Raw genomic sequence first — 25,220 nt, forward strand, 5'->3', positions numbered from 1 at the left:
GGCGGCGGCTCCCGCATGAGTGCTCAGTCCTGAGCGATGGTGACGTCCTGCTGGCGCGTGGCGTGGAAGCGGGGCAGCGGAAGGCCGGAGCCGGACAGCTCCATCACGGTGGCCTCGACATGGGCGGCGCCCGGCTGGAGGGTGCCCGGGTCGCGCTTCTCCGAGTTGACCCAGCGGTGGTCCGCGCCGTCGCACACCGCCGAGGTGCCGCCGATGCCGTGGCGCACCCGGGGGTCGCCCTGTGACACGGAGGAGGACACGAACACCGGTCCCGTGCCGCTCAGACAGCGGTACGTGCCGGAGAGGGTGATGGTTCCGTCGGGTGTGACGGTGCCGGTCGGGTCGACGGTCACCTCCTCGTAGGGGTCGGCGCGGTGCGGGCCGCTCGGCAGGGCGACCGCGGACGGGGCGACGAGCAGCAGCAGCGCGGCGCCCGTGGCCGCGCCGACGACCTGGCGGAAAGTCCGCAGGGACATGGAAGTACCTCCTGGAAACGGGGGCTCAACAGGTACCCGGCGCATGCGCTCACGGCGGTGATCGTCACCCCTTTGGTGGCGAGTTGGCACCGTCCGTCTTGGGGACGTACGAGAGTTGTCCGCGTGTTGTCACGCTTCACGGCCGGAGGTTCCGATGAGTTCGCCGCGGGAGCATGGTCTGTCTATGCGAGGCGACGACAGCACCGCCGGCGCCCATCGCATCCGACCTGGAGGTGCGTCATGTGTTCTCACCAGACTTCGGAAAACACCGTCCGCGGGATCGCGCACATCGTCTCCGCCCACCCCGAGCAGGGCTGGAGCCTCCTGTGCGACGGCTCCATCGTCTTCGACGACTGCGGTGAGCTGCGGCCCGACGGCAGCGTCGTCGCCCCGCACCGCGCGTTCGTCGAGCAGCTGGCCGTCGCGGCCTGACCGCTACGCCAGCACCGCGAAGCCGTCGAGCTCGACCAGGGCCTGGTCGTCCCAGAGGCGTACGGCGCCGATGACCGCCATGGCCGGGTAGTCGCGGCCCGCCAACCGGTGCCAGATACGGCCGAGTTCGGGGGCGTGGGTGCGGTAGTCGGCCACGTCGGTGGCGTAGACCGTGACCCGGGCGAGGTCGGCGGGGGTACCGCCCGCGGCCCGCAGGGCGGTCAGCAGATTGGTGAGCGCCTTCTCGAACTGCTCCGGCAGGGTCGCACCGACCACCTTCCCGTCGGCGTCCAGCGCGGTCTGGCCCGCCAGGAAGACGACACGGCTCCCGGTGGCGGCCACCGCGTGCGAGAAGCCGGTGGGCGGGGAGAGTTCGGGCGGGTTGATGCGCTCGGTGCTCACGGGGCCTCCCTGGTGGCGTACAACTCCTTGGCGATGACGGCCCGTTGGACCTCGCTCGCGCCCTCGTAGATGCGCGGCGCCCGGACCTCCCGGTAGAGGTGTTCGAGCAGGTGGCCGCGGCGCAGGGCGCGTGCACCGTGCAGCTGGACCGCGGCGTCGACGACGTACTGGGCGGTCTCGGTGGCGAGTAGCTTCGCCATCGCGGCGCGCTTCGGGACGTCGGGGGCGCCTTCGTCGTACGCCGCGGCGGCCGCGTAGACCATGAGACGTGCCGCCTCCGTACGCAGCGCCATCTCGGCGACCTGGTGGGCCACCGTCTGCAGGTCCCTCAACTTGCCGCCGAACGCCTCCCGCCCGGCCGTGTGCCCGAGAGTCGCCTCCAGCGCGGCCTGTGCCATGCCGACCGCGAACGCGCCGACGCTCGGCCGGAAGAGGTTGAGGGTGCCCATGGCCACGCGGAAGCCGCGGTCGGGCTCGCCGAGCACATCGTCCGACGTCACGGGTACGCCGTCGAAGGCGAGGGAGCCGATGGGGTGCGGCGAGAGCATGTCGAGCGGGGTGCCGGTGAGGCCGGGCCGGTCGGCGGGGACGAGGAAGGCGGTGACTCCGCGGGCGCCGGCGCCGGGGGTGGTGCGGGCGAACACGGTGTAGAAGTCGGCCTCGGGGGCGTTGGAGATCCAGCACTTCTCGCCCGTGAGCCGCCAGCTGCCTCCGTCGCCGCCATGACCGCCGCCGCGGTCGTCCCGGTCCGCGCTCAGCGCCAGCGCCGCCGCGTCCGAGCCCGCGCCCGGCTCGCTCAGCGCGAAGGCGGCCACCGCGCCGCCGTCGCTCACCGCGGGAAGCCAGCGGTCGCGCTGGGCGCGCGTGCCGTACGCGTGGACCGGGTGCGCGCCCAGGCCCTGGAGGGCGAGCGCGGTCTCGGCCTCCGTGCAGACCTGGGCGAGGGACTCGCGCATCAGGCACAGGTCGAGGGCGCCGGAGGTGAACAGCCTTTTCAGCAGGCCGAGTTCGCCGAGGGCGGCGACGAGGGGGCGGTTGACGTGGCCCGGTTCGCCCTTCTCCGCGAGTGGGCGCAGGCGCTGCGCGGCCAGCGTGCGCAGCTCGGCACACCAGGCCGTTTGTGCCGGATCGAGCGAGAATGCGGTCATTGCCGGTCCCCTCTCCCCTGGCGGCCAACCGGGAGGTTCCTGGGAGTTCCCCAGGCAGCCACCTCTGCGGATTCCCGAGGTTATCGCGAACCGTTGACTGCCGTCACCAACACGATACGCTCGTTGCGCGAGCCCACCACGACGCCCACCAAGGCAAGGGGGCGAACCGCCATGGACCCCAGGACCACCAGGGACGACGCACCGCCGACGACCTCGGCCCACGTCGACACCTTCGCGCGCGACCACCTCCCGCCCCCCGACCAGTGGCCCGAGCTCCGCTTCGACCTCCCCGAGCTCCGTTACCCCGATCGGCTGAACTGTGCCGCCGAGCTGTTCGGGCACACGGACCCGGAGCGCCCGGTCTTCCGCACGGCCTCCGGCGACCTGTGGACCTACGGGCAGCTCCTCGCCCGGGTCGACCGGATCGCCCATGTACTGGCCTCCGAGCTCGGCGTCGTACCCGGCCATCGTGTGCTGCTGCGCGGGCCCACCACGCCCTGGCTGGCGGCGTGCTGGCTGGCGGTGCTCAAGGCGGGCGCGGTGGCCGTCACCGTGCTCGCCCAGCAGCGCCCCCACGAGCTGGCGACCATGTGCGAGATCGCCCGGGTGACACACGCACTGTGCGACATCCGGTCCGTCGACGACCTCGTGAAGGCGGAGATTCCGGGGCTGCGGATCACGACGTACGGCGGGGACGCGCCGGACGACCTGCTGCTGCGGATCACGGGCGCACCGGACGAGCCGTACGAGGCCGTCGACACGGCGGCCGACGACATCGCGCTGATCGCGTTCACCTCAGGCACGACCGGCCGCCCCAAAGGGTGCATGCACTACCACCGGGATGTGCTGGCGATAGCGGACACCTTCTCGAAGCATGTGTTGAAGCCACATGCCGACGATGTCTTCGCGGGCAGTCCCCCGCTCGGCTTCACCTTCGGCCTGGGCGGGCTGGTGATCTTCCCGATGAGGGCGGGGGCCAGTTCGCTGCTGCTCGAACAGGCGGGCCCCAAGCAGCTGTTGCCCGCGATCGCCGAGCACCGGGTCTCCGTGCTGTTCACCGCGCCGACCGCCTACCGGGCGATGCTGGACGAGCTGGACGCCCACGACACCGCGTCGCTACGGCGCTGTGTCTCGGCCGGCGAGAACCTGCCGGCGGGCACCTGGAAGGCCTGGCACGCGCGGACGGGGCTGCGCATCATCAACGGCATCGGCGCCACCGAACTGCTGCACATCTTCATCTCGGCGGCCGACGAACTGATCCGGCCCGGCACGACGGGCGTCCCGGTACCGGGGTGGCACGCGCGCGTGGTCGACGATTCCGGCACTCCGCTGCCCGACGGCGAGCCCGGTCTGCTCGCGGTGCGGGGCCCGGTCGGCTGCCGTTATCTCGCCGACCCGCGGCAGCGGGAGTACGTGCGCGACGGCTGGAACATCACCGGCGACACCTACGTGCGCGACCCCGACGGCTACTTCCGCTATGTCGCCCGCGCCGACGACATGATCATCTCGGCCGGGTACAACATCGCGGGCCCCGAGGTCGAGGACGCCCTGCTGCGCCATCCGGACGTGGTCGAGGCAGCGGTCGTGGGGCGGTCCGACGAGGCACGCGGGCAGGTCGTGGTGGCGTACGCGGTCCTGCGCCCCGGCGCGCACCAGGACCGGGAGACGCTGCGCGCCTTCCTCAAGTCCGAGCTGGCCCCGTACAAGTGTCCCCGCGAGATCGTCTTCCTGGACGCGCTCCCGCGCACCGCGACCGGCAAGCTCCAGCGCTTCCGTCTGCGCACCGAGGGTGACCAGCAGTGATACCGACGACCTAAGATGATCAACGTGGCCGACCAGCACGCTCCCCGCTCCCTCATCGTCACGCTCTACGGCGCCTACGGCCGGTTCATGCCCGGCCCGGTGCCGGTGTCCGAGCTGATCCGCCTTCTCTCCGCCGTGGGCGTGGACGCGCCCTCCGTGCGGTCGTCCGTGTCACGTCTCAAACGCCGCGGACTGCTCGAACCGGCGCGCACAGCGGAGGGCGCGGCCGGGTACGCGCTGTCGCCGGACGCGCGGCAGCTCCTCGACGACGGGGACCGGCGCGTGTACGCGGCGGCGCCGCCCGAGGACGACGGCTGGGTGCTCGCCGTCTTCTCCGTGCCGGAGTCCGAGCGGCAGAAGCGGCACGTCCTGCGCTCGCGCCTGGCCGGCCTGGGCTTCGGAACGGCGGCCCCCGGGGTTTGGCTGGCTCCGGCGCGCCTCTACGAAGAGACCCGGCACACCCTGGAACGGCTGCGCCTGGACGCGTACGTGGAACTGTTCCGCGGTGAGCACCTGGGCTTCGCGGCGACGGCGGACGCGGTCGCCCGCTGGTGGGACCTGGCCGCGATCGCCAAGGAGCACGAGGAGTTCCTCGACCGCCACGCGCGCGTGCTGCGCGCCTGGGAGCGGCGCGCGGACACCCCGCCCGAGGAGGCCTACCGCGACTATCTGCTCGCCCTGGATTCCTGGCGCCACCTCCCCTACACCGACCCCGGACTGCCTCCGGCCCTGCTGCCCCAGGACTGGCCGGGCGCCCGCTCGGCCGCCGTGTTCCGGGCGCTGCACGAGCGGCTGCGCGACGCCGGCGCTGTTTTCGCGGGTGTTCGCGAACCCTTCGCCGAGGTGTGATCTCAGCTGCATCAAGGGCCCCTAAGGGAACCCTCAGGCTCCTTCGTCCCTCTTCTCATTTTCCGTACCTAGCGTCGTGACGCCGCACGCCAGGACAGAAAGAGGGACCTCACGCATATGACCACCACGGCAAGGGCTCAAGGAGCCACCGTCTGGCTCACGGGCCTTCCGAGCGCGGGCAAGACGACCATCGGCCGCCTCCTGGGGACCCGGCTGAAGGCCGAGGGGCACCGCGTGGAGGTCCTCGACGGCGACGAGATCCGCCGCTTCCTCTCCTCCGGCCTGGGCTTCTCACGCGCCGACCGCAACACGAACGTGCAGCGCATCGGTCTGGTCGCCGAGGTGCTGGCACGCAACGGCGTCCTCGCCGTGGTGCCCGTCATCGCGCCGTACACCGACAGCCGCGAGGCCGTGCGCGAGCGGCACGAGAAGAGCGGGACGCCGTACATCGAGGTGCATGTCGCCACCCCCGTGGAGGTGTGCAGCGAGCGCGACGTGAAGGGGCTGTACGCCCGGCAGGCCGCGGGTCGGCTGACCGGACTGACCGGCGTCGACGACCCGTACGAGCCGCCGCTCGACCCCGCGCTCACGCTGGAGACGCAGCTGCAGAGCCCGGAGGAGTCCGCGGCGTCCGTGTACGCGGTGCTCGCGGCCAGGAGGCTCGTATGACTTCGGCGGCCACCGGACACACCACCGTGCATACGACAGAACGCGCCACCGTTCGTACGGCAGAACGCGCCACCGCGAACGCGGCTGAACACACCTTCACGCTCTCGCACTTGGATGCGTTGGAGTCCGAGGCGGTGCACATCTTCCGCGAGGTCGCGGGCGAGTTCGAGCGGCCGGTGATCCTCTTCTCCGGCGGCAAGGACTCCATCGTCATGCTGCACCTGGCGCTGAAGGCCTTCGCCCCCGCGGCGATCCCTTTCACGCTGCTGCACGTGGACACCGGGCACAACTTCCCCGAGGTGCTGGAGTACCGAGATCGTGTGGTGGCCACCCATGGGCTGCGCCTCCATGTGGCCTCCGTACAGGACTACATCGACCGCGGTGTACTCAAGGAACGCCCCGACGGCACCCGCAACCCCCTGCAGACTCTCCCGCTCACCGAGAAGATCCAGGCCGAGAAGTTCGACGCCGTCTTCGGCGGCGGACGCCGCGACGAGGAGAAGGCCCGCGCCAAGGAGCGGGTGTTCTCGCTGCGGGACGAGTTCTCCCAGTGGGACCCCCGCCGCCAGCGCCCCGAGCTGTGGAACCTCTACAACGGCCGCCACGCCCCCGGCGAACACGTCCGGGTGTTCCCGCTCTCCAACTGGACCGAGCTGGACGTGTGGCAGTACATCGCCCGCGAGGGCATCGAGCTGCCCGAGATCTACTTCGCGCACGAGCGTGAGGTGTTCCAACGCGCCGGGATGTGGCTGACCGCCGGCGACTGGGGCGGCCCGCGCGAGCACGAGGTGGTCGAGAAGCGGCAGGTCCGCTACCGCACGGTCGGCGACATGTCCTGCACCGGCGCCGTCGACTCCGACGCGGTGACCCTCGACCAGGTCATCACCGAGATCGCCGCCTCCCGGCTCACCGAGCGGGGCGCCACCCGCGCCGACGACAAGATGTCCGAGGCCGCGATGGAAGACCGCAAGCGCGAGGGGTACTTCTAGACATGACCGGCACCACCCTGGATGTGACCGGCACACCCGGCACCACCATCGACACCCTCCGCTTCGCGACCGCCGGGTCCGTCGACGACGGCAAGTCCACCCTCGTCGGCCGCCTGCTGCACGACTCCAAGTCGATCCTCGCCGATCAGCTCGAGGCCGTCGAGCGTGTCTCACAGAGCCGTGGCCAGGAAGCCCCCGACCTGGCGCTGCTCACCGACGGCCTCCGTGCCGAGCGCGAGCAGGGCATCACCATCGACGTCGCCTACCGCTACTTCGCCACGCCCCGGCGCCGCTTCATCCTCGCGGACACGCCCGGTCATGTGCAGTACACCCGCAACATGGTGACGGGTGCCTCCACCGCCGACCTGGCCGTCGTCCTCGTCGACGCCCGCAACGGCGTCGTCGAGCAGACCCGCCGGCACGCCGCGATCGCCGCCCTGCTCCGCGTCCCGCACGTCGTCCTCGCCGTCAACAAGATGGACCTCGTGGGGTACGAGGAGCAGGAGTTCGACCGTATCGTCGAGGACTTCGCGGGCCACGCCGCCGAGCTGGGCCTGCCCGGCTTCACACCGATCCCGGTCTCCGCGCTGTGCGGGGACAACGTGGTGGACCGCTCGGCGCACATGGGCTGGTACGAGGGTCCGGCGCTCCTGGAGTTCCTGGAGACCGTCCCGGTCGGCATCGAGTCCGCCGACGCACCGGTGCGCTTCCCCGTGCAGTACGTGATCCGGCACGACGAAGTCCGCCACTACGCGGGCCAGTTGGCGTCGGGCTCGCTGCGGGTCGGCGACCGGGTGACGGTCCACCCGTCCGGCGAGACCTCCGAGGTCACCGGGATCGATGTGCTCGGCACCTACGCGGCGGTGGCGTACGCGCCTCAGTCCCTGACCCTGCGTCTGGCCGACCAGCGCGATATCTCGCGCGGCGACATGATCACGGCCGGGGCAGCCGTGCCCGCGCTCACGCAGGATGTCCGGGCGGCCGTCTGCCATCTGGCCGACCGTGCGCTGCGGGTCGGCGACCGGGTGCTGGTCAAGCACACCACGCGGACGGTGCAGGCGATCGTCAAGGACCTCGGCGGCGCAGCCGAGTTGACCGCGAACGACCTCGGCACGGTCACCCTGCGCACGGCCGAGCCGCTCGCGCTCGACGACTATGCGGACGTGCGCCGCACCGGTGCGTTCCTGCTGGTCGACCCGGCGGACGGCACCACGCTGACCGCCGGAATGGCCCGGCTGCCGTAGCTCCGCAGCTCCCGTAGCTTCAGTGGCTCCGGTAGCTCAACAGTGCGTGTCCGCCCTCAAGTCCCCAGTGTGAGCCTTGGCTTGGGGGCGTCCGTGCGTCCGGTCTGCGGGCGCCTGCTCCCCGCGCGGTAGGGCGCCGGCCAGCTCACGCCCGGCCCGGTGTACCCCTGCTCGGCGGCAGCATGCAGCGTCCAGTGCGGGTCGTACAGGTGCGGCCTGGCCAGTGCGCACAGGTCCGCGCGCCCGGCCAGGATCAGGGAGTTGACGTCGTCCCAGGAGGAGATCGCCCCGACGGCGATCACCGGGATGCGGGTCTCGTGGCGGATCCGGTCGGCGTACGGCGTCTGGTACGAACGGCCGTACTCGGGCTGCTCCTCCGCCACCACCTGGCCCGTCGACACGTCGACCGCGTCGGCGCCGTGCGCGGCGAAGGCCCGCGCGATCTCGACCGCTTCGTCCCCGGTGTTCCCGCCCTCGGCCCAGTCGGTGGCGGAGATACGGACGGTCATGGGCCGTTCCTCCGGCCACACGGACCGTACGGCATCGAAGACTTCGAGGGGAAAGCGGAGCCGGCGGTCGAGCGAGCCGCCGTAGGCGTCGGTGCGCTGGTTGGTCAGCGGGGAGAGAAACCCGGAGAGCAGATAGCCGTGCGCGCAGTGGAGTTCGAGCAGATCGAAGCCGCAGCGCGCGGCGCGCCAGGCGGCGGCCGTGAACTGCTCGCGGATGTCGGTGAGTTGGGCGCGGCTGAGCGCGCGGGGCGTCTGGCTCCGCGGCTTGTAGGGGAGCGAGGACGCGGCCACCAGCGGCCAGTTGCCGTCCTCCAGCGGCTCGTCCATGCCCTGCCACATCAGCTTGGTGGAGCCCTTGCGGCCGGAGTGGCCGAGCTGCACGCCGATGGCGGTGCCCGGCGCCTGCGCGTGCACGAAGGCGGTGATCCGCTTCCAGGCCTCGGCCTGCCGCCCGGTGTAGAGGCCGGCGCACCCGGGTGTGATCCGCCCCTCGGCGCTGACGCACACCATCTCGGTCATCACCAGACCGGCCCCGCCGAGTGCTCGCGCGCCCAGGTGGACGAGGTGGAAGTCGCCGGGGACGCCGTCCACGGCCGAGTACATGTCCATCGGTGAGACGACGACGCGGTTGCGCAGGGTCAGGCCGCGCAGTCGGAACGGGGTGAACATCGGGGGTGTGCCGGGCGGGCAGCCGAACTCCCGCTCCACGTTCGCGGTGAAGTGCGCGTCGCGCAGCCGCAGGTTGTCGTGGGTGACCCGGCGGCTGCGGGTGAGCAGGTTGAAGGCGAACTGGCGTGCGGGCTGGTCGAGATAGAGGTTCAGGTTCTCGAACCACTCCAGGCTGGCACGGGCCGCGCGCTGCGTGGAGGCGACGACGGGGCGCCGCTCCTCCTCGTACGCGGCCAACGCCTGCTCCAGTGAGGGCTGTTCCTCCAGACAGGCCGCGAGCGCGAGCGCGTCCTCGACGGCGAGTTTCGTGCCGGAGCCGATGGAGAAGTGGGCGGTGTGCGCGGCGTCGCCGAGAAGCACCAGATTGCCGTGCCACCAGCGCTCGTTGACGACCGTGCGGAAGCTGATCCACGCCGACTTGTTGGAGCGCAGGGACCGTCCGCCGAGCGCGTCCGCGAAGACCTTGGCGCACCGCTCGACGGACTCCTGCTCGTCGAGTTCCTCGAACCCGGCCGCCTTCCAGACCTCCTCGCGCATCTCGATGATCACCGTGGAGGAGTCGGCGGAGTACGGGTAGCCGTGCAGCTGCATGACCCCGTGCTCCGTCTCGGCGATCTCGAAGCGGAACGCGTCGAAGGCGAAGTCGGCGGCGAGCCAGACATAGCGGCAGTGGTGCGTGACCACATGGGGCCGGAACACATGGTCGTACGCCCCACGGGTGAGGCTGTTCACCCCGTCGGCGGCCACCACGAGGTCGTACGACGACATCAGCTCGGCGGCGGGCGGGGCCTCGGAACTGAAGCGCAGCTCGACGCCGAGCGCGCGGCAGCGGTCGTGCAGGATCTCCAGGAGCCTGCGCCGTCCGAGTGCCGCGAACCCGTGGCCGCCGGAGGTGTGGCGCTCCCCGCGGTGCACGATGTCGATGTCGTCCCAGCGCACGAACTCGTCCCGCAGTGCCGCGTACACGACCGGGTCGGCGTGCTCGATCCCGCCGAGCGTCTCGTCGGACAGGACCACACCGAAGCCGAAGGTGTCGTCGGGTGCGTTGCGCTCCCAGACGGTGATCGCGCGGGCCGGGTCGAGGCGTTTGAGCAGGGCGGCGGCGTAGAGACCGCCGGGCCCGCCGCCGATGACCGCGACCCGCAGCGCGTCCGAGGTGTCCCGGCCGCCCGGCACGGTCACCGCCCCTGCCACTTCGGCGGCCGCTTCTCGGTGAAGGCGGCATGGAACTCGGCGTAGTCCTCGCCGTTCATGAGGAGGGCCTGCGTCGCGGCGTCGAGTTCCACCGAGGCGGCCAGCGGCATGTCCAGTTCGGCGGTGAGCAGGGCCTTCGTCTGGGCGTACGCGAGGGCCGGCCCGTCGGCGAGGCGGCGGGCCAGGGCGAGTGCGGCCTCGTCGGCGCGCCCCTCGTCCGTGAGCTCGCTGATCAGCCCGATCCGCTCGGCCTCCGGCGCGCGCACCGGCTCGCCGAGCATCAGCAGCCGGGTGGCGTGTCCGAGGCCGACGACCCGGGGCAGCAGATAGGCGGCGCCCATGTCGCCGCCGGACAGCCCGACGCGGGTGAAGAGGAAGGCGAAGCGTGCGGAGGGGTCGGCCACCCGGAAATCGGCGGCCAGCGCCAGCACGGCTCCCGCGCCCGCCGCGACGCCGTGCACCGCCGCGATCACCGGGAACGGACACTCCCGTACGGCGCGCACGACCTGGCCGGTCATCCGGTTGAAGTCGAGGAGCTGGGCGGTGTCCATGGAGAGGGTCGCGCCGATGATCTCGTCGACGTCGCCGCCGGAGCAGAAGCCGCGTCCCTCGCCGGTCAGCACCAGGGCGCGTACCGACCTCTCGCGGGACAGCTCGGCGAGCAGGTCGCGCAGATCGGCGTAGGCGCCGAACGTGAGCGCGTTGAGTTTGTCGGGCCGGGCCAGGGTGACGGTGGCGACCCCGTCGTCGACCGCGCACCTCAGATGCTGCCAGTCGGGGGTGCGGGCGGCGGAGCCGGTGAAGGGACTCATGACGTGCGGCCTCCTCGGGCGGGGGCGGCGGTCCGGACCTGCGGGTGCGGCCCTTCTCCTCCTACTCCACGAAGCTATCACCCATCCGTGACTGTCGTCATGACTGCGCGATAAGCCTGGCGGGATGTGGCCGTTTCCCGTCACCGAGTCACGGGTCCTCGATAGCCCCGTAACGACGGGCGCACAGCGAGCGAGTCGGCACGTTGGGGTGGGTACGGAGCCCGATGCAGGGGCTTTCCGGGCCGAACGTCCCGGAAAACACCCGCCGAGCGCCTCTGCCCGGTTGCGCCGTACCATTCGTAATGTTGAAAGCAGGACAGCCTGCGCCATGAACGGACCCGCCTTGCACGAACCCCCCGCCCCCGCCTCATGGCGCATCGCGCTGCCGCATTCCGCCGCGGCCGTGCCCGTGGCCCGCGCACTGGTCCGTACGGCGCTGGCCGAGCTGGAGCACGCTGCCGACAGCGACACCGCGGAGCTGCTCACCGCCGAGCTGGTCGCCAACGCCGTGGAGCACACCGCGGGCGACGCCCCCATAGAACTGGTCGTGGAGCTGCTGCCGACCGGCTGCCATGTCGAGGTGCACGATCCCGACCCGGCGCCGCCCGGCGATCTCACGGTCCCCGACCCGTCCGGCGCCCCCGACCCCTGGCAGGAGCACGGACGCGGCCTGCTGCTGATCCGCGCCCTCAGCTCGGCCTGCGGCCACCGCCCCACCGAGTCCGGCAAGGCGGTCTGGTTCCGGCTGCCCGCGATGCCGCCGCAGTGGCGCCCGGCCTGACCGGACCGGTCAGGCGAGTGTGGCGACCATGATCGCCTTGATGGTGTGCAGGCGGTTCTCGGCCTCGTCGAAGACGACCGAGTGCGCCGACTCGAAGACCTCGTCGGTGACCTCCAGCGAGTCGAGGCCGTGGGTCTCGTGGATGTCGCGGCCGACCTTGGTGCCGAGGTCGTGGAACGCGGGCAGGCAGTGCAGGAACTTCACGTCCGGGTTGCCGGTGGCGCGCAGCACATCCATGGTCACGGCGTACGGCGACAGGGCGCGGATGCGCTCGTCCCACACGTCCTTGGGCTCACCCATGGAGACCCAGACGTCGGTGGCGACGAAGTCGGCGTCCCGGACGCCTTCGGCGACGTCCTCGGTGAGCGTGACGACGGCGCCGCTGTCCTCGGCCAGTTTCCGCGCCTGGGCGATGACGTCGTCGCTGGGCCAGTAGGCCCGGGGCGCGATGATCCGTACGTCCATGCCGAGCAGCGCACCGGTGATCAGGTACGAGTTGCCCATGTTGAAGCGGGCGTCGCCGAGGTAGGCGAAGACGAATCCGTCGGTGTGCAGGTCCTTCTTGCTGTGCTCGGTCATCGTCAGCACGTCGGCGAGCATCTGCGTGGGATGCCAGTCGTCGGTCAGGCCGTTGTAGACGGGCACTCCGGCGTACGCGGCCAGTTCCTCGACGCCGGCCTGACTGTCGCCCCGGTACTCGATCGCGTCGAACATCCGGCCGAGCACGCGCGCGGTGTCCCTGATGGACTCCTTGTGGCCTATCTGCGAGCCGGACGGATCGAGATACGTCGTCGAGGCGCCCTGGTCCGCCGCCGCGACCTCGAACGCACAGCGCGTGCGCGTCGAGGTCTTCTCGAAGATCAGCGCGATGTTCCGGCCCCGCAGGTACTGCGTCTCGGTCCCCGCCTTCTTCGCCGCCTTCAGCTCGGCGGCCAGCGCGACCAGGCCGCGGAACTCCTCCTCGGTGAAGTCCAGCTCCTTGAGGAAGTGGCGTCCGGCGAGGGCGGTCGGGACTGTCGCCATGGGGGCGCTCCAGGGTTACGAAAACGGGGACTTTTGGAATTCTATACGATCCTCAACATTTCTATACAGCCACCGGCCCGATGACGCAGCTCACACGGTCCGTACGGCCGGTCCGTACGGCTCGGAGCGGCTCAGCTCCACTCAGCCCAGGCCCACTCGGCTCGGCTCGGCTCGGCTCAGACAGCATCCCGCTCGACAGGACAGCTCATACAGCGCGGCCCGCCCCTCCCCCGGCCCAGCTCACTGCCGGGGATCTCGATCACCTCGATGCCCTGCTTGCGCAGATGCGTGTTGGTGGTCGAGTTCCGCTCGTAGGCGACGACGACGCCCGGCTCGACGGCGAGGACGTTGCAGCCGTCGTCCCACTGCTCACGTTCGGCCGCGTGCACGTCCTGCGTGGCGGTCAGGACGCGGATGGCGTCCAGCCCGAGCGCGGCGGCGATCGCGCGGTGCATGTGCTCCGGCGGATGGTCGGTGACCTTCAACTCCTTGTCACCGGCGCCCGGTTCGATGGTGTACGAGCGGAGCATGCCGAGCCCCGCGTACTGCGTGAAGATGTCGCCGTCGACCATCGTCATCACGGTGTCGAGGTGCATGAAGGCCCGCCGCTTGGGCATGTCGAGCGCCACGATGGTGCGCGCGGAGCCGGCCGCGAAGAGCTTGTGCGCGAGCATCTCGACGGCCTGGGGCGTGGTCCGCTCGCTCATGCCGATCAGGACGGCGCCGTTGCCGATGACCAGGACGTCACCGCCCTCGATGGTGGACGGGTAGTCGGCCATCCCCTCGGACCAGACCCTGAAGCTCTCGTCGCGGAAGAGCGGGTGATGCCGGTAGATCGCCTCGAAGTGCACGGTCTCGCGCTGGCGCGCGGGCCACTTCATGGCGTTGATCGACACCCCGTCGTAGATCCAGGCGGAGGTGTCCCGGGTGAAGAGGTGGTTGGGCAGCGGGCCCAGCAGGAAGTCGTCGAGGTCCATGGCATGGAAGCGCACGGAGGTCGGCTCGGGGTGGGCGTCGAGGAACTCCCGCTTGGTCATCCCGCCGACCAGCGCCTCGGCCAGTTCGTGCGCCGGCAGCGTCTCGAAGGCGGCGCGGAGGTGATCCGTGGCGAGCGGCCCGTACTCCTTCTCGTCGAAGACCCGGTCGAGGACGAGCGATCTGGCCGCCGGGAGCTCCAGGGCCTCCGACAGCAGGTCCCCGAAGAGGTGGACGGCGACTCCGCGGTCGCGCAGCACGTCCGCGAACCCGTCATGCTCGGCACGCGCCCGGCGCACCCACAGGACGTCATCGAAGAGCAGCGCGTCCTTGTTGCTGGGGGTGAGCCTCTTGAGCTCCAGATCCGGCCTGTGCAGGATGACGCGGCGCAGCCGCCCGGCCTCGGAGTCGACATGGAATCCCATGTCTCCATCCTGACCATCCGGACGCGTGTTCACCCGCCGATCGGCCGGAACCGGGCCACTTGATTTCAGTTGATCTCGTCCCCTTGACGATAACCGGCGATCTCCATTATCGTCGCATTGACGAAAATAAACGAAGGCGGGCGGCGAGGCACGCCCACCGATAAGGGGGATCTTCATGGCCGACATCACCCGTCGACTCGGCTGGCGCCATCTGCGCGGGGCGCCGACCGCCCACGTCCGGCACCACCGGTCGGGGCGGCTGGCGCACGACGGGCCCGGCCTGAGCTTCTGGTACCGGTCCCTCACCGCGGCCCTCTCCGAAGTCCCGGTCGACGACCGCGAGTTGGCCATGACCTTCCACGCCCGTACGTCCGACTTCCAGGACGTGGCGGTGCAGGCGACGGTCACCTACCGCATCAGCGACCCCGCCGTCGCCGCCGGGCGTCTCGACTTCTCCATCGACCCCGATACGGGGATCTGGCGCGGCGCTCCCCTCGAACAGCTCGGCACCCTGCTGACGGAGACCGCCCAGCAGCACGCGCTGGACGTGCTGGCCCGTACGCCGCTGGCGGCCGCCCTGTCGGACGGCGTGGCGTCGGTGCGCGAGCGCATCGCGGGCGGGCTCGCGGCCGAACCGCGGCTGCCCGCCACCGGGATCGAGGTGGTCGCGGTACGGGTGGTGGCGCTGCGGCCGGAACCCGAGGTGGAGCGGGCGCTGCGCACCCCCGCCCGTGAGCTGATCCAGCAGGAGGCCGACCGGGCGACGTACGAGCGGCGTGCCGTCGCCGTCGAGCGGGAGCGGACGATCGCCGAGAACGAGCTGGCGAGCCAGATCGAACTCGCCCGGCGCGAGGAGCAGTTGGTCGACCAGCGCGGCACGAACACCCGGCGCGAGGCGGAGGAGCACGCGGCAGCCGACGCCGTCCGCGCCGGGGCCGAGGCGGCGCGCACGGTCCGTCTCGCGGAGGCCGAGGCCGCACGGTCACTGCATCTCGCGGAGGCGGAGGCGGGGCGCTCGCTCAAGCTCGCGGAGGCGGAGGCCGGACGGTCGGTCCGGCTCACGGAAGCGGAGGCCGCGCGCACGGTGCAGCTCGCCGAAGCCGAGGCCGCGCGCGCCGTGCGGCTCGCGCGGGCCGAGGCGGAGGCCGCACGCGAGGTCGGCGAGGCACGGGCCCAGGCCCAGGCCGCCTGGCTGCGCGTCCACGCCGAGGTCGACGTCGCCACGCTGAACGCCCTGACGGGCACGCGGCTCGCGGAGAACCTGCCGCACATCGACAGCATCACGGTGTCGCCGGACGTTCTGACGGGGTTGCTGTCCCGGCTGGGCGGGGCGGCGGGGTCGGGTCCGGATGGTGCGGGATCGGGCTCGATGCCGGGCGGGTCGGCGTGAGTCTCGCACCGCGGGTCGTGCTGGTCCATCGCACCACGGAGTACGAGGAGTTGGTGGCCCGGCACGGCACGCACGGCCAGGCGGCGTTCTTCCTGACGTCCCGCGGCCGGAGCATCGAGGAGGTCTCCGAACGCCACACGCGCACGCGCCGGGCGCTGGCCGACGTGGCCTCCGCCATTCCGCTGACATGGCGTCAGGCCCGGGTGGAGCGGGACGACTTGGACCGTTTCCTGTTCGCACCCGAGGACGTCGTGGTGGTCGTCGGGCAGGACGGACTGGTCGCCAACGTCGCCAAGTACCTGACGGGCCAGCCGGTCGTGGGCATCGACACCGATCCCGGGCGCAACCCCGGAGTGCTGGTGCGCCATCGCGCCGTGGACGCGGGCACGTTGATCTCCTCGGCCACGGCTGCGGGCACGTCGGCCGACGAACTCACCATGGTCGAGGCCGTCGCCGACGACACCCAGCGACTGGTCGCCCTCAACGAGATCTACCTGGGTGCGGCCGGACACCAGACCGCCCGATACCGTCTGGGGCTCGACGGCGACAGGGGTGTCGTCGAGCCCCAGGCCTCGTCCGGCGTACTCGTCGGAACAGGAACCGGGGCGACCGGATGGATCCGCTCGGTATGGCAGGAACGCGGCGGCGGCCCGCCCCTGCCGGCCCCCACGGAGGACCGCCTCCTCTGGTTCGTCCGCGAGGCCTGGCCGTCCCCGGCCACGGGCACCTCACTCGTGGCCGGGGAGCTCCCCCAAGGGGCGCAACTACGGCTCACGGTGGAGTCGGACCGCCTGATCGCCTTCGGCGACGGGGTGGAGAGCGACGCTCTGGAGCTGACGTGGGGCCAGTCGGTGCGGGTAGGGATGGCGGAGGTCCGCCTGCGCCTGGTGGGTTAGGTGATTTCAGCCCGTCGTGGGGGTCCCCCCGCTCGAGCGAAGCCGAGCGTGGGGGAGTTTGAGGACGAGGTCATCAGCAACCCCAGCCGCCCCACACGTCACAGTCGAGGATCCACCGGCTCGCTCTCCAACGCCAGCACCCCGAACACCGCTTCATGCACCCGCCACAGCGGCTCCCCCTCCGCCAGCCGGTCCAACGCCTCCAGCCCGAGCGCGTACTCCCGGATCGCGAGCGACCGCTTGTGGTTCAGGAACCGCCCCCGCAGCCGAGCGAGGTTCTCGGGCCGGGTGTACTCCGGCCCGTAGATGATCCGCAGGTACTCCCGCCCGCGGCACTTGATGCCGGGCTGCACGAGCCGTCCGTTCTCCCCGCGCACCACCGCCCCGACCGGCTTGACGACCATGCCCTCGCCCCCGCGCACGGTCATCTCCAGCCACCAGTCGACGCCGGCCTGTACGGACGCCGCATCCCCGGTGTCGACGTAGAGCCGCCGCGTGGTCGCCAGCAGCCCGCTGCCGTCGTGCTCGACGAGCCGGTCGATCAGCGCCAGCTGTTCGTCGTGCGGGAGCGCGGCGAGGCTGCGCCCCTGGACGGCGAGGATCTGGAAGGGGGCAAGCCGCACCCCGTCCAGGCCGTCCGTCGTCCAGCAGTAGCGCCGGTACGCGTCGGTGAACGCGGCGGCGTCGGCGGCCCGTTCGCGGTGCTTGCCAAGGAGGTCCGCCACATCAACACCCCGTCCCGCTGCCCCTTCGAGCGCGGCGAGCACCCCCGGGAACACGGCCCCGGACGCGGCACCCACGGCGGCGTACTGCGAGCGCAGCAGCCCGGACGCCTTCAGCGACCAGGGCATCAACTCGGCGTCCAGCAGAAGCCAGTTGGTGTCGAGCTCCTCCCAGAGACCTGCCTCCGCGACAGCGGCCCGCAGCCGCCCGAGGATCTCCTCGGTGACGGCGGCGTCGTCGAATAAGGGCCGCCCGGTGCGCGTGTACAGCGCCCCCGTGGGCCCTTCGACCCCGAACCGCTCGCGCGCCGCGTCCGCGTCACGGCAGACCAGCGCCACCGCCCGCGACCCCATGTGCTTCTCCTCGCACACGACGCGCGCGACCCCGTCCTCCTTGTACTGCGCGAAGGCTTCCGCCGGGTGCTCCAGGTAGCCCTCGATGTGCGAGGTCGCGGTCGGTGCCATGGTCGGGGGCAGATACGGCAGCAGCCGGGGGTCGATCGCGAAGCGGCTCATGACCTCCAGGGCCGCGGCCGCGTTCTCCTCGCGGACGGAGACCCGCCCGGCGTGCCGGGTCTCCACCGCCCGGCGCCCGTGCACGTCCGCCAGGTCGAGCGGCCGCCCCTCGTGCCCGCCGGGCGCCTCGGAGGCCAGCGGCCTGGTCGGCTCGTACCAGACCTTCTCGGCCGGTACGTCGACCAGCTCGCGCTCAGGCCAGCGCAGCGCGGTCAGCTTGCCGCCGAACACAGCGCCCGTGTCGAGGCAGATGGTGTTGTTCAGCCATGTGGCCGTGGGCACGGGTGTGTGGCCGTACACCACTGCCGCCCGGCCCCGGTAGTCCTCCGCCCACGGGTAGCGCACCGGCAGCCCGAACTCGTCGGTCTCGCCGGTCGTGTCGCCGTACAGCGCGTGCGAGCGCACCCGGCCCGAGGTGCGGCCGTGGTAGCGCTCGGGCAGACCGGCGTGGCAGACGACGAGACGCCCGCCGTCGAGGACGTAGTGGCTGACCAGCCCGTCGACGAACTCCCGTACCTGCTGCTTGAACTCGTCGCTCTCCCCCTCCATCTGCTCGATGGTCTCGGCGAGTCCGTGCGTGTGCTGGACCTGGCGGCCCTTGAGGTAACGCCCGTACTTGTTCTCGTGGTTGCCCGGGACGCACAGGGCGTTGCCCGTCGCGACCATGGACATCACCCGGCGCAGTACACCGGGGGTGTCCGGGCCCCGGTCGACGAGGTCGCCGACGAAGACGGCCGTACGGGCTTCCGGGTGCGCCCCGTCGACGTAGCCGAGCCTGCCGAGCAGGGTCTCCAGCTCGGAGGCGCAGCCGTGGATGTCGCCGATGATGTCGAACGGTCCGGTGAGGTGGGTCAGGTCGTTGAAGCGCCTCTCGGTGCGGACCTCGGCGCTCTCGATCTCCTCGACGCCCCGCAGGACGTGCACCTTCCTGAAACCCTCGCGCTCCAACTGCCGTAGCGAGCGGCGGAGTTCACGGATGTGGCGCTGGATGACGCGGCGCGGCATGTCGGCGCGGTCGGTGCGGGCGGCGTTGCGTTCGGCGCACACCTCCTCGGGCACGTCGAGCACGATGGCGATCGGCAGCACGTCGTACTTCTTGGCGAGGTCGATCAGCTGACGGCGGCTGTCCTGCTGCACGTTGGTCGCGTCGACGACGGTGCGCCGTCCCGCCGCGAGACGCTTGCCCGCGATGTAGTGCAGCACGTCGAAGGCGTCCCGGCTGGCGCTCTGGTCGTTCTCGTCGTCGGCGACCAGGCCGCGGCAGAAGTCGCTGGAGATGACCTCGGTCGGCTTGAAGTGCCGTCGCGCGAAGGTGGACTTGCCGGAGCCGGAGGCGCCGACGAGGACCACGAGGGAGAGGTCGGTGACGGGCAGGGTGCGCACCCGGGGTTCGGCCTGGTTCGTCATGCGGCCTTCTCCTCCTTCGCGGTCGGGTTGTTCAGGGTGTCCTTCACGCTGAAGACGGCCATCTGGGTCGGCGGCCCCACCTCGGGGTCGTCCGGGCCGACGGGCACGAACTCCACGCCGTAGCCGTGCCGTTCGGCCACCGTGTGCGCCCAGCCGCGGAACTCCTCGCGCGTCCACTCGAAGCGGTGGTCGCCGTGCCGGGTGTGCCCGGCCGGGAGGGTCTCCCAGCGGACGTTGTACTCGACGTTCGGCGTCGTCACGAGGACGGTCCTCGGGCGGGCCGAGCCGAACACCGCATACTCCAGGGCGGGCAGCCGTGGCAGGTCGAGGTGCTCGACGACCTCGCTGAGCACGGCGGCGTCGTAGCCCTTGAGCCTCTTGTCGGTGTATGCGAGCGAGCCCTGGAAGAGCTGCACCCGCGCGGCCTGCCGCTCGCCCATGCGGTCCAGCTTGAGCCGCCGCGAGGCGATGGTGAGCGCGCGCATCGACACGTCCACGCCGACGATCTCGGTGAACCGCGGGTCCTTCAGCAGCGCCTGCACCAACTGGCCCTGTCCGCAGCCGAGATCGAGAACCCGGCCGGCGCCCGAGGCGTGCAGCGCGGCGAGGATCGCGTCGCGCCGCTGCAGAGCGAGCGGCACGGCCTTCTCCTCGGCATCAGCGGCGTCCTGTGCCGCTTCGCCCTCCGGCTGCTCTTCGACCGCGTTGTCGATCTCCTCGACCTCGCTGTCGTCCGCCTCGGCGAGCCGTACGAGTTCGAGCCGCTCCATCGCCTCACGCGTCAGCGACCAGCGACGCGACAGATAACGGCTGGTGATCAGCTGCTGCTCCGGGTGGTCGGGCAGCCAGCCCTCACCGGCCCGCAGCAACTTGTCGACCTCGTCGGAGGACACCCAGTAGTGCTTGGCGTCGTCGAGCACCGGCAGCAGCACATAGAGGTGCCGCAGCGCCTCGGCCAGGGTCAGCCGCTCCGACTCCAGTACGAGCCGCACATACCGCGAGTCGCCCCACTCGGGGAACTCCGGGTCCAGCGCCACGGCCTCGACCGTCACCGTCCAGCCCAGCGGCTCGAAGAGCTTCCGCACGAGGTCCGCGCCACCACGTGCGGGGAGTGCGGGCACCTCGATGCGGAGCGGGAGCGCAAGCGCGGGCAGTTCGGGCCGCGCGGCGCACTGCCCCTTCATCGCGCTGGAGAACACGGCGCTCAGGGCGACGGCGAGCAGCGACGAGGCCGCGTAGGGGCGGTCGTTGACGTACTGCGCGAGCGCCGCGTCCGGTGCCCCGCCACGCCCCTTGCCCTTGCCCCGCCGCACCAGCGCCACCGCGTCGACCTCCAGCAGCAGCGCGGCCGTGCACCGCTCGACGGACGCCTCGGGGTAGAGGACGTGCGCCTTGCCGTAGGACGTCGAGAACGCCTGCGCCTTGTCGGGATGCTTGTGCAGCAGAAGGCCGAGATCGGTCGCGGGGCGCTGTGGGGTGCCTGTGGCACTGATCGTCAGGAACACATGTCCGAGTATGGGAGGTACGCCCCGTCCCCCACCAGGGAATTTCACCCACGCCGGGGGTTGGGACACACCCATGACACGTCCTACTGCAGCTGCGACATCACCTGGGAGGAGATCAGGTCCAGGTGGTCGAGGTCGTCGAGGTCGAGGATCTGGAGATAGAGCCGCTGGGAGCCGATCTCCGCGTACCGGCCGATCTTCTCGACGACCTCGTCCGGGGAGCCCGCCAGTCCGTTCGCCTTCAGCTCGTCGACGTCGCGGCCGATCGCGGCGGCCCGGCGCGACACCTCGTCGGCGTTCTTGCCGACGCAGGCCACCAGCGCGTTCGAGTACGTCAGGTCGGGGCCCCTGCGGCCCGCCTCCTCCGCCGCGTCGCGCACCCGGCCGAACTGGCGCTCGCTGTCCTCGATCGAGCCGAAGGGCATGTTGAACTCGTCCGCGTACAGGGCGGCGAGCCGCGGGGTGCGGGTCGCGCCATGGCCGCCGATGAGGACCGGGATCTTCGCCTGGGCCGGCTTGGGCAGGGCGGGCGAGTCGGTCAGGTCGTAGTGCGTGCCGTGGTGGCTGAACGTCTCGCCGACCTCGGTCGCCCACAGTCCTGTGACGATCGCCAGCTGCTCCTCCAGGCGGGCGAACTTCTCCTTGGGGAACGGGATGCCGTACGCCTTGTGCTCCTCCTCGAACCAGCCCGCGCCCAGGCCCAGTTCGACCCGGCCGCCGGACATCTGGTCCACCTGCGCGACCTGGATGGCGAGAACGCCGGGCAGCCGGAAGGTGCCGGCGGTCATCAGCGTGCCGAGCCGGATGCGCTTGGTCTCACGGGCGAGCCCGGCCAGGGTGATCCAGGCGTCGGTCGGACCCGGGAGGCCGTCGGCGGAGCCCATGCGGAGATAGTGGTCCGAGCGGAAGAAGGCGTCGAAGCCGAGGTCCTCGGTGGCCTTCGCCACGGTGAGCAGGGTGTCGTAGGTCGCCCCTTGCTGGGGCTCGGTGAAAATTCGAAGGTCCATACATCCATCCTGCACGGTGGTGGGCCGGTCAACCCCACTGGTCCCGCCGCGTCCTCCCGTCCTCGGTCGGGTGAAATCCGTCAACCCCGCATGCGGTACGGGCCCGCGCCAGTGACCCCGGTCGTCGGTGATCGTTGGCTCGGGCGGAGCCGGACCGCCCGGCCATCCCGTCGCCGGCGGTTGCCGGGGCGTCACCCGCACCGGCCCCTCTTACGGGGCCATAGGCCGAGGAGCCCGTCATGTCCCAAGAAGCCGTGCCGCAGCAGGCCGCGCCCGCACCGCCGAAGGGGCTGCTTCAACAGATGGAGGAGCTGATGGCGGCGCTGAACGCGGATCTGTCGCAGCTCGACGCGGATCTGCAGTCGTCCGGGGGACGACCTGCTCTCTCGGACGAGTCCGGCCAGGGCTGAGGTCTCCGTCTGTTGCTGTCTCTCTGGGGGCTGCGCCCCCAGACCCCCCTTCGGCCTGGACGGCCTGGTCCTCAAACTCCCCCGACGGCCTCGCCTGTCTACGCCGAATCCCGCTCCCTGACCTCCTGATCCCTCGCCGCCAGGCGTCTCAGCATCTCCAGGACCCGGTCCCTGGACTCGTCCGCCGCGTCGATCGCCTCCATGCACTGCCAGTACGTCGCCTCGTCGTCCGCGGCGCAGGCGACGCCGACCAGGGCTATGCCGACCTCGCCGAGGAGGCCGCCCAGGCAGAGCAGGGCCTCGCGGGCGTCGCCCAACTCGGTGAGCTGGGCGGCTCGTAACGTCTTGACGTCGACGGTGGGGGCTTCGAGGACGCCGCAGCCTCTGCCCGCCAGCTCGGTCAGACCCAGCGCCTCGCCGCGCAGTTCGGGTGGGCCGGAGACCGCGAAGCGGCTGCCTATCGCCTGGGCCAGGGACTGCGCCTGCCAGACCTCCGCCAGCACCTCCCGTGTGTCGCCGCTCTCCGCCAGGGCACCTCTGCTCGCCATGATGAGCCGCACTGCGTCCATGCGCCGCCCCCGCTCCGTCCCCGACGCGCTGTCACGCGTCCGCCCGAACTCCGTTGTCCACTACCCAGAGTGAGCTTCCGCGCGACGAAAAGCCAGAGGTAGCCCGAAATCTGTGGACACGGAGTTGAGTGTGGACAACTTCGTAACTCCGGAGAGTGACCGAATTCAGCGTCCGTTCCTCGCGGCGCCCCTCACGGCCCCTCACGGCCCCTCCGGCGCCGGGAACCTCCGCTCGTTCCTGTCGATCTTCGCATCGAGCGCCGACAACGGGTCGATGCCGAGTACCTCGCACAGCTGGAGCAGATACGCGAGGACGTCGGCCACCTCGTCCGTGACACGGTGCGCGGTGTCCGCGTCGTCCATGACGCGCGCCGACTCCTCCGGGGTCAACCACTGGAAGATCTCGACGAGTTCGGAGGCCTCCACGCTCAGCGCGGCGACCAGGTTCTTGGGGGTGTGGTAGCGCCCCCAGTCCCTCGCGGCCGCGAACTCGGCCAGCCTGCGCTGCAGCTTCGCTACGTCCAGTTCAGTCACGGCCTCAGGTGTACCACCGTCGCCCCGGCCGCCTCCGCCGCCCCGGCCACGCCCGGCCCCGTACCCGTATCCGCAGCCCACGCCGCCTCGCTCACCGTGCCCACCAGCCGAATGTGCCCGCGCTCGCACATCCGCGCCGCCAGCCGGACCAGCTCCCCGGTCTGCCGGACGTCCAGGCCGCGGTCGAGGCCGTCGGCCAGGACCGTCAGGGTCTGCAGGGCGGCGGGGACCTCTCCGGCCTGGTCGACCTCCAGCACTCCGGGGCCGGTGAGCAGCACGAGGGCCAGCGCCAGATACCTCAACTCCCCGTCACCGAGCAGCCCGAGGGGCGTCCGGACGCCGTCACCCCGGTCGAGGAGGGCGCGCACCCTGCCGTCGCCCAGTTGCTCGGCGAGCACCTCCGCGACGGGTCCCGCGCATCCGGCCCGGACCGCCGCGACCAGTTGCCCGTGCCGTCGGCTGCACTCCGACCGCGTGCGCCACAACACCTCGGCGAGGTTGTCGCAGCCGCGCAGGAGCCGTCCCTCGCCGAGCGGGACGGCCGCGCGCATGCTGCCGGGGACCGGGTCGCAGGCGAAGACCGAGCGCAGTGCGACCACCATCTGCTCGGCGGCCGCGAGGACCTGGCGCTCCCCGTCCGTCCGGCCCGCGACGCGCAGCGGCAGGAGTGCGGTGCCGAGGCGGTCGTCGGGGAGCGGCCCCCGGGTCACCGGGGACCCACCCGCCGTGTGCCAGGCCGCCTGCACGAAGGGGCGCCCCGGGTCTCGTAAGGCCGTCTCCAGGAGAACGAGCCCGCCCGCGGTCAGCCGCTCGCCCACGATGCGCAGATCCGGCTCGGCCTGTACGGCGACGTCGAGCCGGACGGGTCCCTCGGGGCCCTCGGCCGTGCAGCCGATGCGGAACCCGCGGCGCCGCTGGGCGTCGGGCCTGGCCCGTTCGGGCACATACGCTACCGGGTCGGGGAACACCTCGTGGAGCCCGGCGCCGCCGCCGAGCCGCGCCAGCGCCTCGTACGCCCGCAGGGCACCGGTCTTGCCGCTGCCGCTGGGCCCGGCGAAGAGGGTGAGCGGGCCGAGCGGAAACCTGGCGCGCCGGTGCCCGGCGAAGGCGGCGAGCCGCAGCTCGGTGACGCTCGGCCGGTCCGGGCGCGCCTCGGCCTCGGCGGGGGCCTCCGGAGATGTCAGAGTCATATCCGGACGGTAGGCCCGCGCCGACAGGCGAACCGTTCCGTCCGGGCGATCTTCCTACGATCGAGCGACCGGGAGAGCCCGGTACAGGGGTGGCCCCGGGATCACCTCTCCGGGATCCCCGCCCCCTCCATCAGCCCGCGCACCTCGGTGCCGGGCGGTGTCAGCAGGAACACGTTCCGGTCGACCCGGTGCATACCGCTCGCGAGGCCGAAGACGACGCCCGTGCTGAAGTCCAGGACCCGCTTGGCGACCTCGGTCTCCGCGCTGGTCAGGTCGAGCAGGACGGGGATGCCCGCCATCAGCGTCTCGGCGACCTCGCGGGCGTCCGCGAACACGTTGATCCGCAGGACGACGAAGCGGCGCCGCGTCTCGGTCTCGGCCTCGGGCATCGCCCGGTGACCGACCGCGGAGGGCCAGGCGTCCCGGCCGCGCAACGGAACGACCTGGGCGAGCCCTTCCCACTGTTCATCGGTGACGTCGTGGCTGTTCACTGGCCCACCCCGCCCTGGCTCGCACTCGATATCTGCACCGACGCATTCTTACGCATGGTCACCCGTTCGGCCGAACAGCGACACGGTCCGCGACTCCCTCGACCTCACATCGGCCTCACATCGGCCGGAAGGCGGCTGTGCAGACGGCGTAACTCTCCATGATCGAACGACGTGACATCCGCG

At 71.5% G+C, this 25,220-nt stretch carries 24 protein-coding genes; 10 read left to right on the plus strand and 14 right to left on the minus strand.

Translation table 11 applies throughout. The features are described 5' to 3' along the window. Positions 1-23 precede the first annotated feature (23 nt). Positions 24-476 (minus strand): DUF6299 family protein, encoded by a 453-nt coding sequence (locus tag AB5J56_RS12230; RefSeq protein WP_369232729.1) that lies wholly within the window; start codon positions 474-476, stop codon positions 24-26. 240 nt (positions 477-716) lie between these two features. Here AB5J56_RS12230 and AB5J56_RS12235 point away from each other — a divergent pair, with 240 nt between their 5' ends. Further along, positions 717-908, plus strand: coding sequence for a DUF5999 family protein (locus AB5J56_RS12235; RefSeq protein WP_369232730.1), 192 nt, complete (start codon positions 717-719; stop codon positions 906-908). A 3-nt stretch (positions 909-911) separates the two neighbouring features. Here AB5J56_RS12235 and AB5J56_RS12240 read toward each other — a convergent pair whose 3' ends face one another. Beyond that, positions 912-1,310: a RidA family protein gene (locus AB5J56_RS12240; protein ID WP_369232731.1), complete on the minus strand. Its 399-nt coding sequence runs from the start codon at positions 1,308-1,310 to the stop codon at positions 912-914. Next, the gene (locus tag AB5J56_RS12245) at positions 1,307-2,458 is read right to left on the minus strand and encodes an acyl-CoA dehydrogenase family protein (RefSeq protein WP_369232732.1); all 1,152 of its coding nucleotides are present in this window, start codon (positions 2,456-2,458) and stop codon (positions 1,307-1,309) included. The genes AB5J56_RS12240 and AB5J56_RS12245 overlap by 4 nt, the downstream gene beginning before the upstream one ends. A gap of 171 nt (positions 2,459-2,629) precedes the next feature. On the opposite strand from AB5J56_RS12245, the gene AB5J56_RS12250 reads away from it, so the two are divergent. The 5 genes from AB5J56_RS12250 to AB5J56_RS12270 all read left to right on the plus strand — a co-directional run bounded on the left by AB5J56_RS12250 (position 2,630) and on the right by AB5J56_RS12270 (position 8,012). Further along, entirely contained in the window at positions 2,630-4,261 is a 1,632-nt protein-coding gene (locus AB5J56_RS12250) for an AMP-binding protein (RefSeq protein WP_369232733.1), read from the plus strand. Between the two features lie 15 nt (positions 4,262-4,276). Continuing rightward, entirely contained in the window at positions 4,277-5,110 is an 834-nt protein-coding gene (locus AB5J56_RS12255) for a PaaX family transcriptional regulator C-terminal domain-containing protein (RefSeq protein WP_369232734.1), read from the plus strand. 117 nt (positions 5,111-5,227) lie between these two features. Then, positions 5,228-5,779 carry an adenylyl-sulfate kinase gene (cysC, locus tag AB5J56_RS12260; RefSeq protein ID WP_369232735.1) on the plus strand — a complete coding sequence of 184 codons (552 nt, stop codon included), beginning with the start codon at positions 5,228-5,230 and terminating at the stop codon, positions 5,777-5,779. Next, the gene (cysD, locus tag AB5J56_RS12265; protein WP_369232736.1) at positions 5,776-6,768 is read left to right on the plus strand and encodes a sulfate adenylyltransferase subunit CysD; all 993 of its coding nucleotides are present in this window, start codon (positions 5,776-5,778) and stop codon (positions 6,766-6,768) included. Before cysC ends, cysD begins: the two co-directional genes overlap by 4 nt. 2 nt (positions 6,769-6,770) lie before the next feature. Further along, on the plus strand, positions 6,771-8,012 hold the full coding sequence (locus AB5J56_RS12270; protein WP_369232737.1) for a sulfate adenylyltransferase subunit 1: 1,242 nt from the start codon (positions 6,771-6,773) through the stop codon (positions 8,010-8,012). Between the two features lie 56 nt (positions 8,013-8,068). Here the strand turns inward: AB5J56_RS12270 and AB5J56_RS12275 are convergent, their stop codons facing one another. Together AB5J56_RS12275 and AB5J56_RS12280 are read right to left on the minus strand one after the other, a co-directional pair. Continuing rightward, a complete protein-coding gene (locus tag AB5J56_RS12275) occupies positions 8,069-10,336 on the minus strand; it encodes a bifunctional salicylyl-CoA 5-hydroxylase/oxidoreductase (protein ID WP_369242509.1) in 2,268 nt (755 codons plus the stop codon). 32 nt (positions 10,337-10,368) lie between these two features. Continuing rightward, complete coding sequence (locus tag AB5J56_RS12280) at positions 10,369-11,196, minus strand: enoyl-CoA hydratase family protein (RefSeq protein ID WP_369232738.1); 828 nt, start codon at positions 11,194-11,196, stop codon at positions 10,369-10,371. A 328-nt stretch (positions 11,197-11,524) separates the two neighbouring features. On the opposite strand from AB5J56_RS12280, the gene AB5J56_RS12285 reads away from it, so the two are divergent. Then, positions 11,525-11,977, plus strand: coding sequence for an ATP-binding protein (locus tag AB5J56_RS12285; protein WP_369232739.1), 453 nt, complete (start codon positions 11,525-11,527; stop codon positions 11,975-11,977). Between the two features lie 9 nt (positions 11,978-11,986). Here the strand turns inward: AB5J56_RS12285 and argF are convergent, their stop codons facing one another. Continuing rightward, positions 11,987-13,000 carry an ornithine carbamoyltransferase gene (gene argF / locus AB5J56_RS12290; protein ID WP_369232740.1) on the minus strand — a complete coding sequence of 338 codons (1,014 nt, stop codon included), beginning with the start codon at positions 12,998-13,000 and terminating at the stop codon, positions 11,987-11,989. A gap of 176 nt (positions 13,001-13,176) precedes the next feature. Then, complete coding sequence (locus AB5J56_RS12295; protein WP_369232741.1) at positions 13,177-14,400, minus strand: arginine deiminase; 1,224 nt, start codon at positions 14,398-14,400, stop codon at positions 13,177-13,179. A 175-nt stretch (positions 14,401-14,575) separates the two neighbouring features. Between AB5J56_RS12295 and AB5J56_RS12300 the strand changes: the two genes are divergently transcribed. Together AB5J56_RS12300 and AB5J56_RS12305 are read left to right on the plus strand one after the other, a co-directional pair. Then, entirely contained in the window at positions 14,576-15,790 is a 1,215-nt protein-coding gene (locus tag AB5J56_RS12300) for an SPFH domain-containing protein (protein WP_369232742.1), read from the plus strand. Then, entirely contained in the window at positions 15,787-16,686 is a 900-nt protein-coding gene (locus AB5J56_RS12305) for a hypothetical protein (protein ID WP_369232743.1), read from the plus strand. Before AB5J56_RS12300 ends, AB5J56_RS12305 begins: the two co-directional genes overlap by 4 nt. 98 nt (positions 16,687-16,784) lie before the next feature. Here the strand turns inward: AB5J56_RS12305 and AB5J56_RS12310 are convergent, their stop codons facing one another. From AB5J56_RS12310 to AB5J56_RS12320, 3 genes are all read right to left on the minus strand, one after another. Further along, positions 16,785-19,331, minus strand: coding sequence for a polynucleotide kinase-phosphatase (locus AB5J56_RS12310; RefSeq protein ID WP_369232744.1), 2,547 nt, complete (start codon positions 19,329-19,331; stop codon positions 16,785-16,787). After that, positions 19,328-20,836 carry a 3' terminal RNA ribose 2'-O-methyltransferase Hen1 gene (locus tag AB5J56_RS12315; RefSeq protein ID WP_369232745.1) on the minus strand — a complete coding sequence of 503 codons (1,509 nt, stop codon included), beginning with the start codon at positions 20,834-20,836 and terminating at the stop codon, positions 19,328-19,330. The genes AB5J56_RS12310 and AB5J56_RS12315 overlap by 4 nt, the downstream gene beginning before the upstream one ends. A gap of 83 nt (positions 20,837-20,919) precedes the next feature. Then, entirely contained in the window at positions 20,920-21,843 is a 924-nt protein-coding gene (locus AB5J56_RS12320) for an LLM class F420-dependent oxidoreductase (protein WP_369232746.1), read from the minus strand. A gap of 239 nt (positions 21,844-22,082) precedes the next feature. Here AB5J56_RS12320 and AB5J56_RS12325 point away from each other — a divergent pair, with 239 nt between their 5' ends. Further along, on the plus strand, positions 22,083-22,253 hold the full coding sequence (locus AB5J56_RS12325; protein ID WP_369232747.1) for a hypothetical protein: 171 nt from the start codon (positions 22,083-22,085) through the stop codon (positions 22,251-22,253). A 98-nt stretch (positions 22,254-22,351) separates the two neighbouring features. Here AB5J56_RS12325 and AB5J56_RS12330 read toward each other — a convergent pair whose 3' ends face one another. The 4 genes from AB5J56_RS12330 to AB5J56_RS12345 all read right to left on the minus strand — a co-directional run bounded on the left by AB5J56_RS12330 (position 22,352) and on the right by AB5J56_RS12345 (position 25,037). Further along, complete coding sequence (locus AB5J56_RS12330; RefSeq protein ID WP_369232748.1) at positions 22,352-22,822, minus strand: DUF6099 family protein; 471 nt, start codon at positions 22,820-22,822, stop codon at positions 22,352-22,354. Positions 22,823-23,023: 201 nt separating this feature from the next. Further along, positions 23,024-23,356 carry a nucleotide pyrophosphohydrolase gene (locus AB5J56_RS12335; protein ID WP_369232749.1) on the minus strand — a complete coding sequence of 111 codons (333 nt, stop codon included), beginning with the start codon at positions 23,354-23,356 and terminating at the stop codon, positions 23,024-23,026. Next, positions 23,353-24,546 carry an AAA family ATPase gene (locus AB5J56_RS12340; protein ID WP_369232750.1) on the minus strand — a complete coding sequence of 398 codons (1,194 nt, stop codon included), beginning with the start codon at positions 24,544-24,546 and terminating at the stop codon, positions 23,353-23,355. Before AB5J56_RS12340 ends, AB5J56_RS12335 begins: the two co-directional genes overlap by 4 nt. A 101-nt stretch (positions 24,547-24,647) precedes the next feature. Then, positions 24,648-25,037: a cell division protein SepF gene (locus AB5J56_RS12345; protein WP_369232751.1), complete on the minus strand. Its 390-nt coding sequence runs from the start codon at positions 25,035-25,037 to the stop codon at positions 24,648-24,650. Between the last annotated feature and the right edge of the window lie 183 nt (positions 25,038-25,220).

Source organism: Streptomyces sp. R21 (assembly GCF_041051975.1).
Lineage (GTDB): Bacteria > Actinomycetota > Actinomycetes > Streptomycetales > Streptomycetaceae > Streptomyces.

Bases quoted from the DNA above. Each gene is read 5' to 3' on its own strand.
- AB5J56_RS12230 (WP_369232729.1), bottom strand. From the start codon at position 476: ATGTCCCTGCGGACTTTCCGCCAGGTCGTCGGCGCGGCCACGGGCGCC.
- AB5J56_RS12235 (WP_369232730.1), top strand. From the start codon at position 717: ATGTGTTCTCACCAGACTTCGGAAAACACCGTCCGCGGGATCGCGCAC.
- AB5J56_RS12245 (WP_369232732.1), bottom strand. From the start codon at position 2,458: ATGACCGCATTCTCGCTCGATCCGGCACAAACGGCCTGGTGTGCCGAG.
- AB5J56_RS12250 (WP_369232733.1), top strand. From the start codon at position 2,630: ATGGACCCCAGGACCACCAGGGACGACGCACCGCCGACGACCTCGGCC.
- AB5J56_RS12255 (WP_369232734.1), top strand. From the start codon at position 4,277: ATGATCAACGTGGCCGACCAGCACGCTCCCCGCTCCCTCATCGTCACG.
- cysC (WP_369232735.1), top strand. From the start codon at position 5,228: ATGACCACCACGGCAAGGGCTCAAGGAGCCACCGTCTGGCTCACGGGC.
- cysD (WP_369232736.1), top strand. From the start codon at position 5,776: ATGACTTCGGCGGCCACCGGACACACCACCGTGCATACGACAGAACGC.
- AB5J56_RS12270 (WP_369232737.1), top strand. From the start codon at position 6,771: ATGACCGGCACCACCCTGGATGTGACCGGCACACCCGGCACCACCATC.
- AB5J56_RS12280 (WP_369232738.1), bottom strand. From the start codon at position 11,196: ATGAGTCCCTTCACCGGCTCCGCCGCCCGCACCCCCGACTGGCAGCAT.
- AB5J56_RS12285 (WP_369232739.1), top strand. From the start codon at position 11,525: ATGAACGGACCCGCCTTGCACGAACCCCCCGCCCCCGCCTCATGGCGC.
- argF (WP_369232740.1), bottom strand. From the start codon at position 13,000: ATGGCGACAGTCCCGACCGCCCTCGCCGGACGCCACTTCCTCAAGGAG.
- AB5J56_RS12295 (WP_369232741.1), bottom strand. From the start codon at position 14,400: ATGGGATTCCATGTCGACTCCGAGGCCGGGCGGCTGCGCCGCGTCATC.
- AB5J56_RS12300 (WP_369232742.1), top strand. From the start codon at position 14,576: ATGGCCGACATCACCCGTCGACTCGGCTGGCGCCATCTGCGCGGGGCG.
- AB5J56_RS12310 (WP_369232744.1), bottom strand. From the start codon at position 19,331: ATGACGAACCAGGCCGAACCCCGGGTGCGCACCCTGCCCGTCACCGAC.
- AB5J56_RS12320 (WP_369232746.1), bottom strand. From the start codon at position 21,843: ATGGACCTTCGAATTTTCACCGAGCCCCAGCAAGGGGCGACCTACGAC.
- AB5J56_RS12325 (WP_369232747.1), top strand. From the start codon at position 22,083: ATGTCCCAAGAAGCCGTGCCGCAGCAGGCCGCGCCCGCACCGCCGAAG.
- AB5J56_RS12330 (WP_369232748.1), bottom strand. From the start codon at position 22,822: ATGGACGCAGTGCGGCTCATCATGGCGAGCAGAGGTGCCCTGGCGGAG.
- AB5J56_RS12340 (WP_369232750.1), bottom strand. From the start codon at position 24,546: ATGACTCTGACATCTCCGGAGGCCCCCGCCGAGGCCGAGGCGCGCCCG.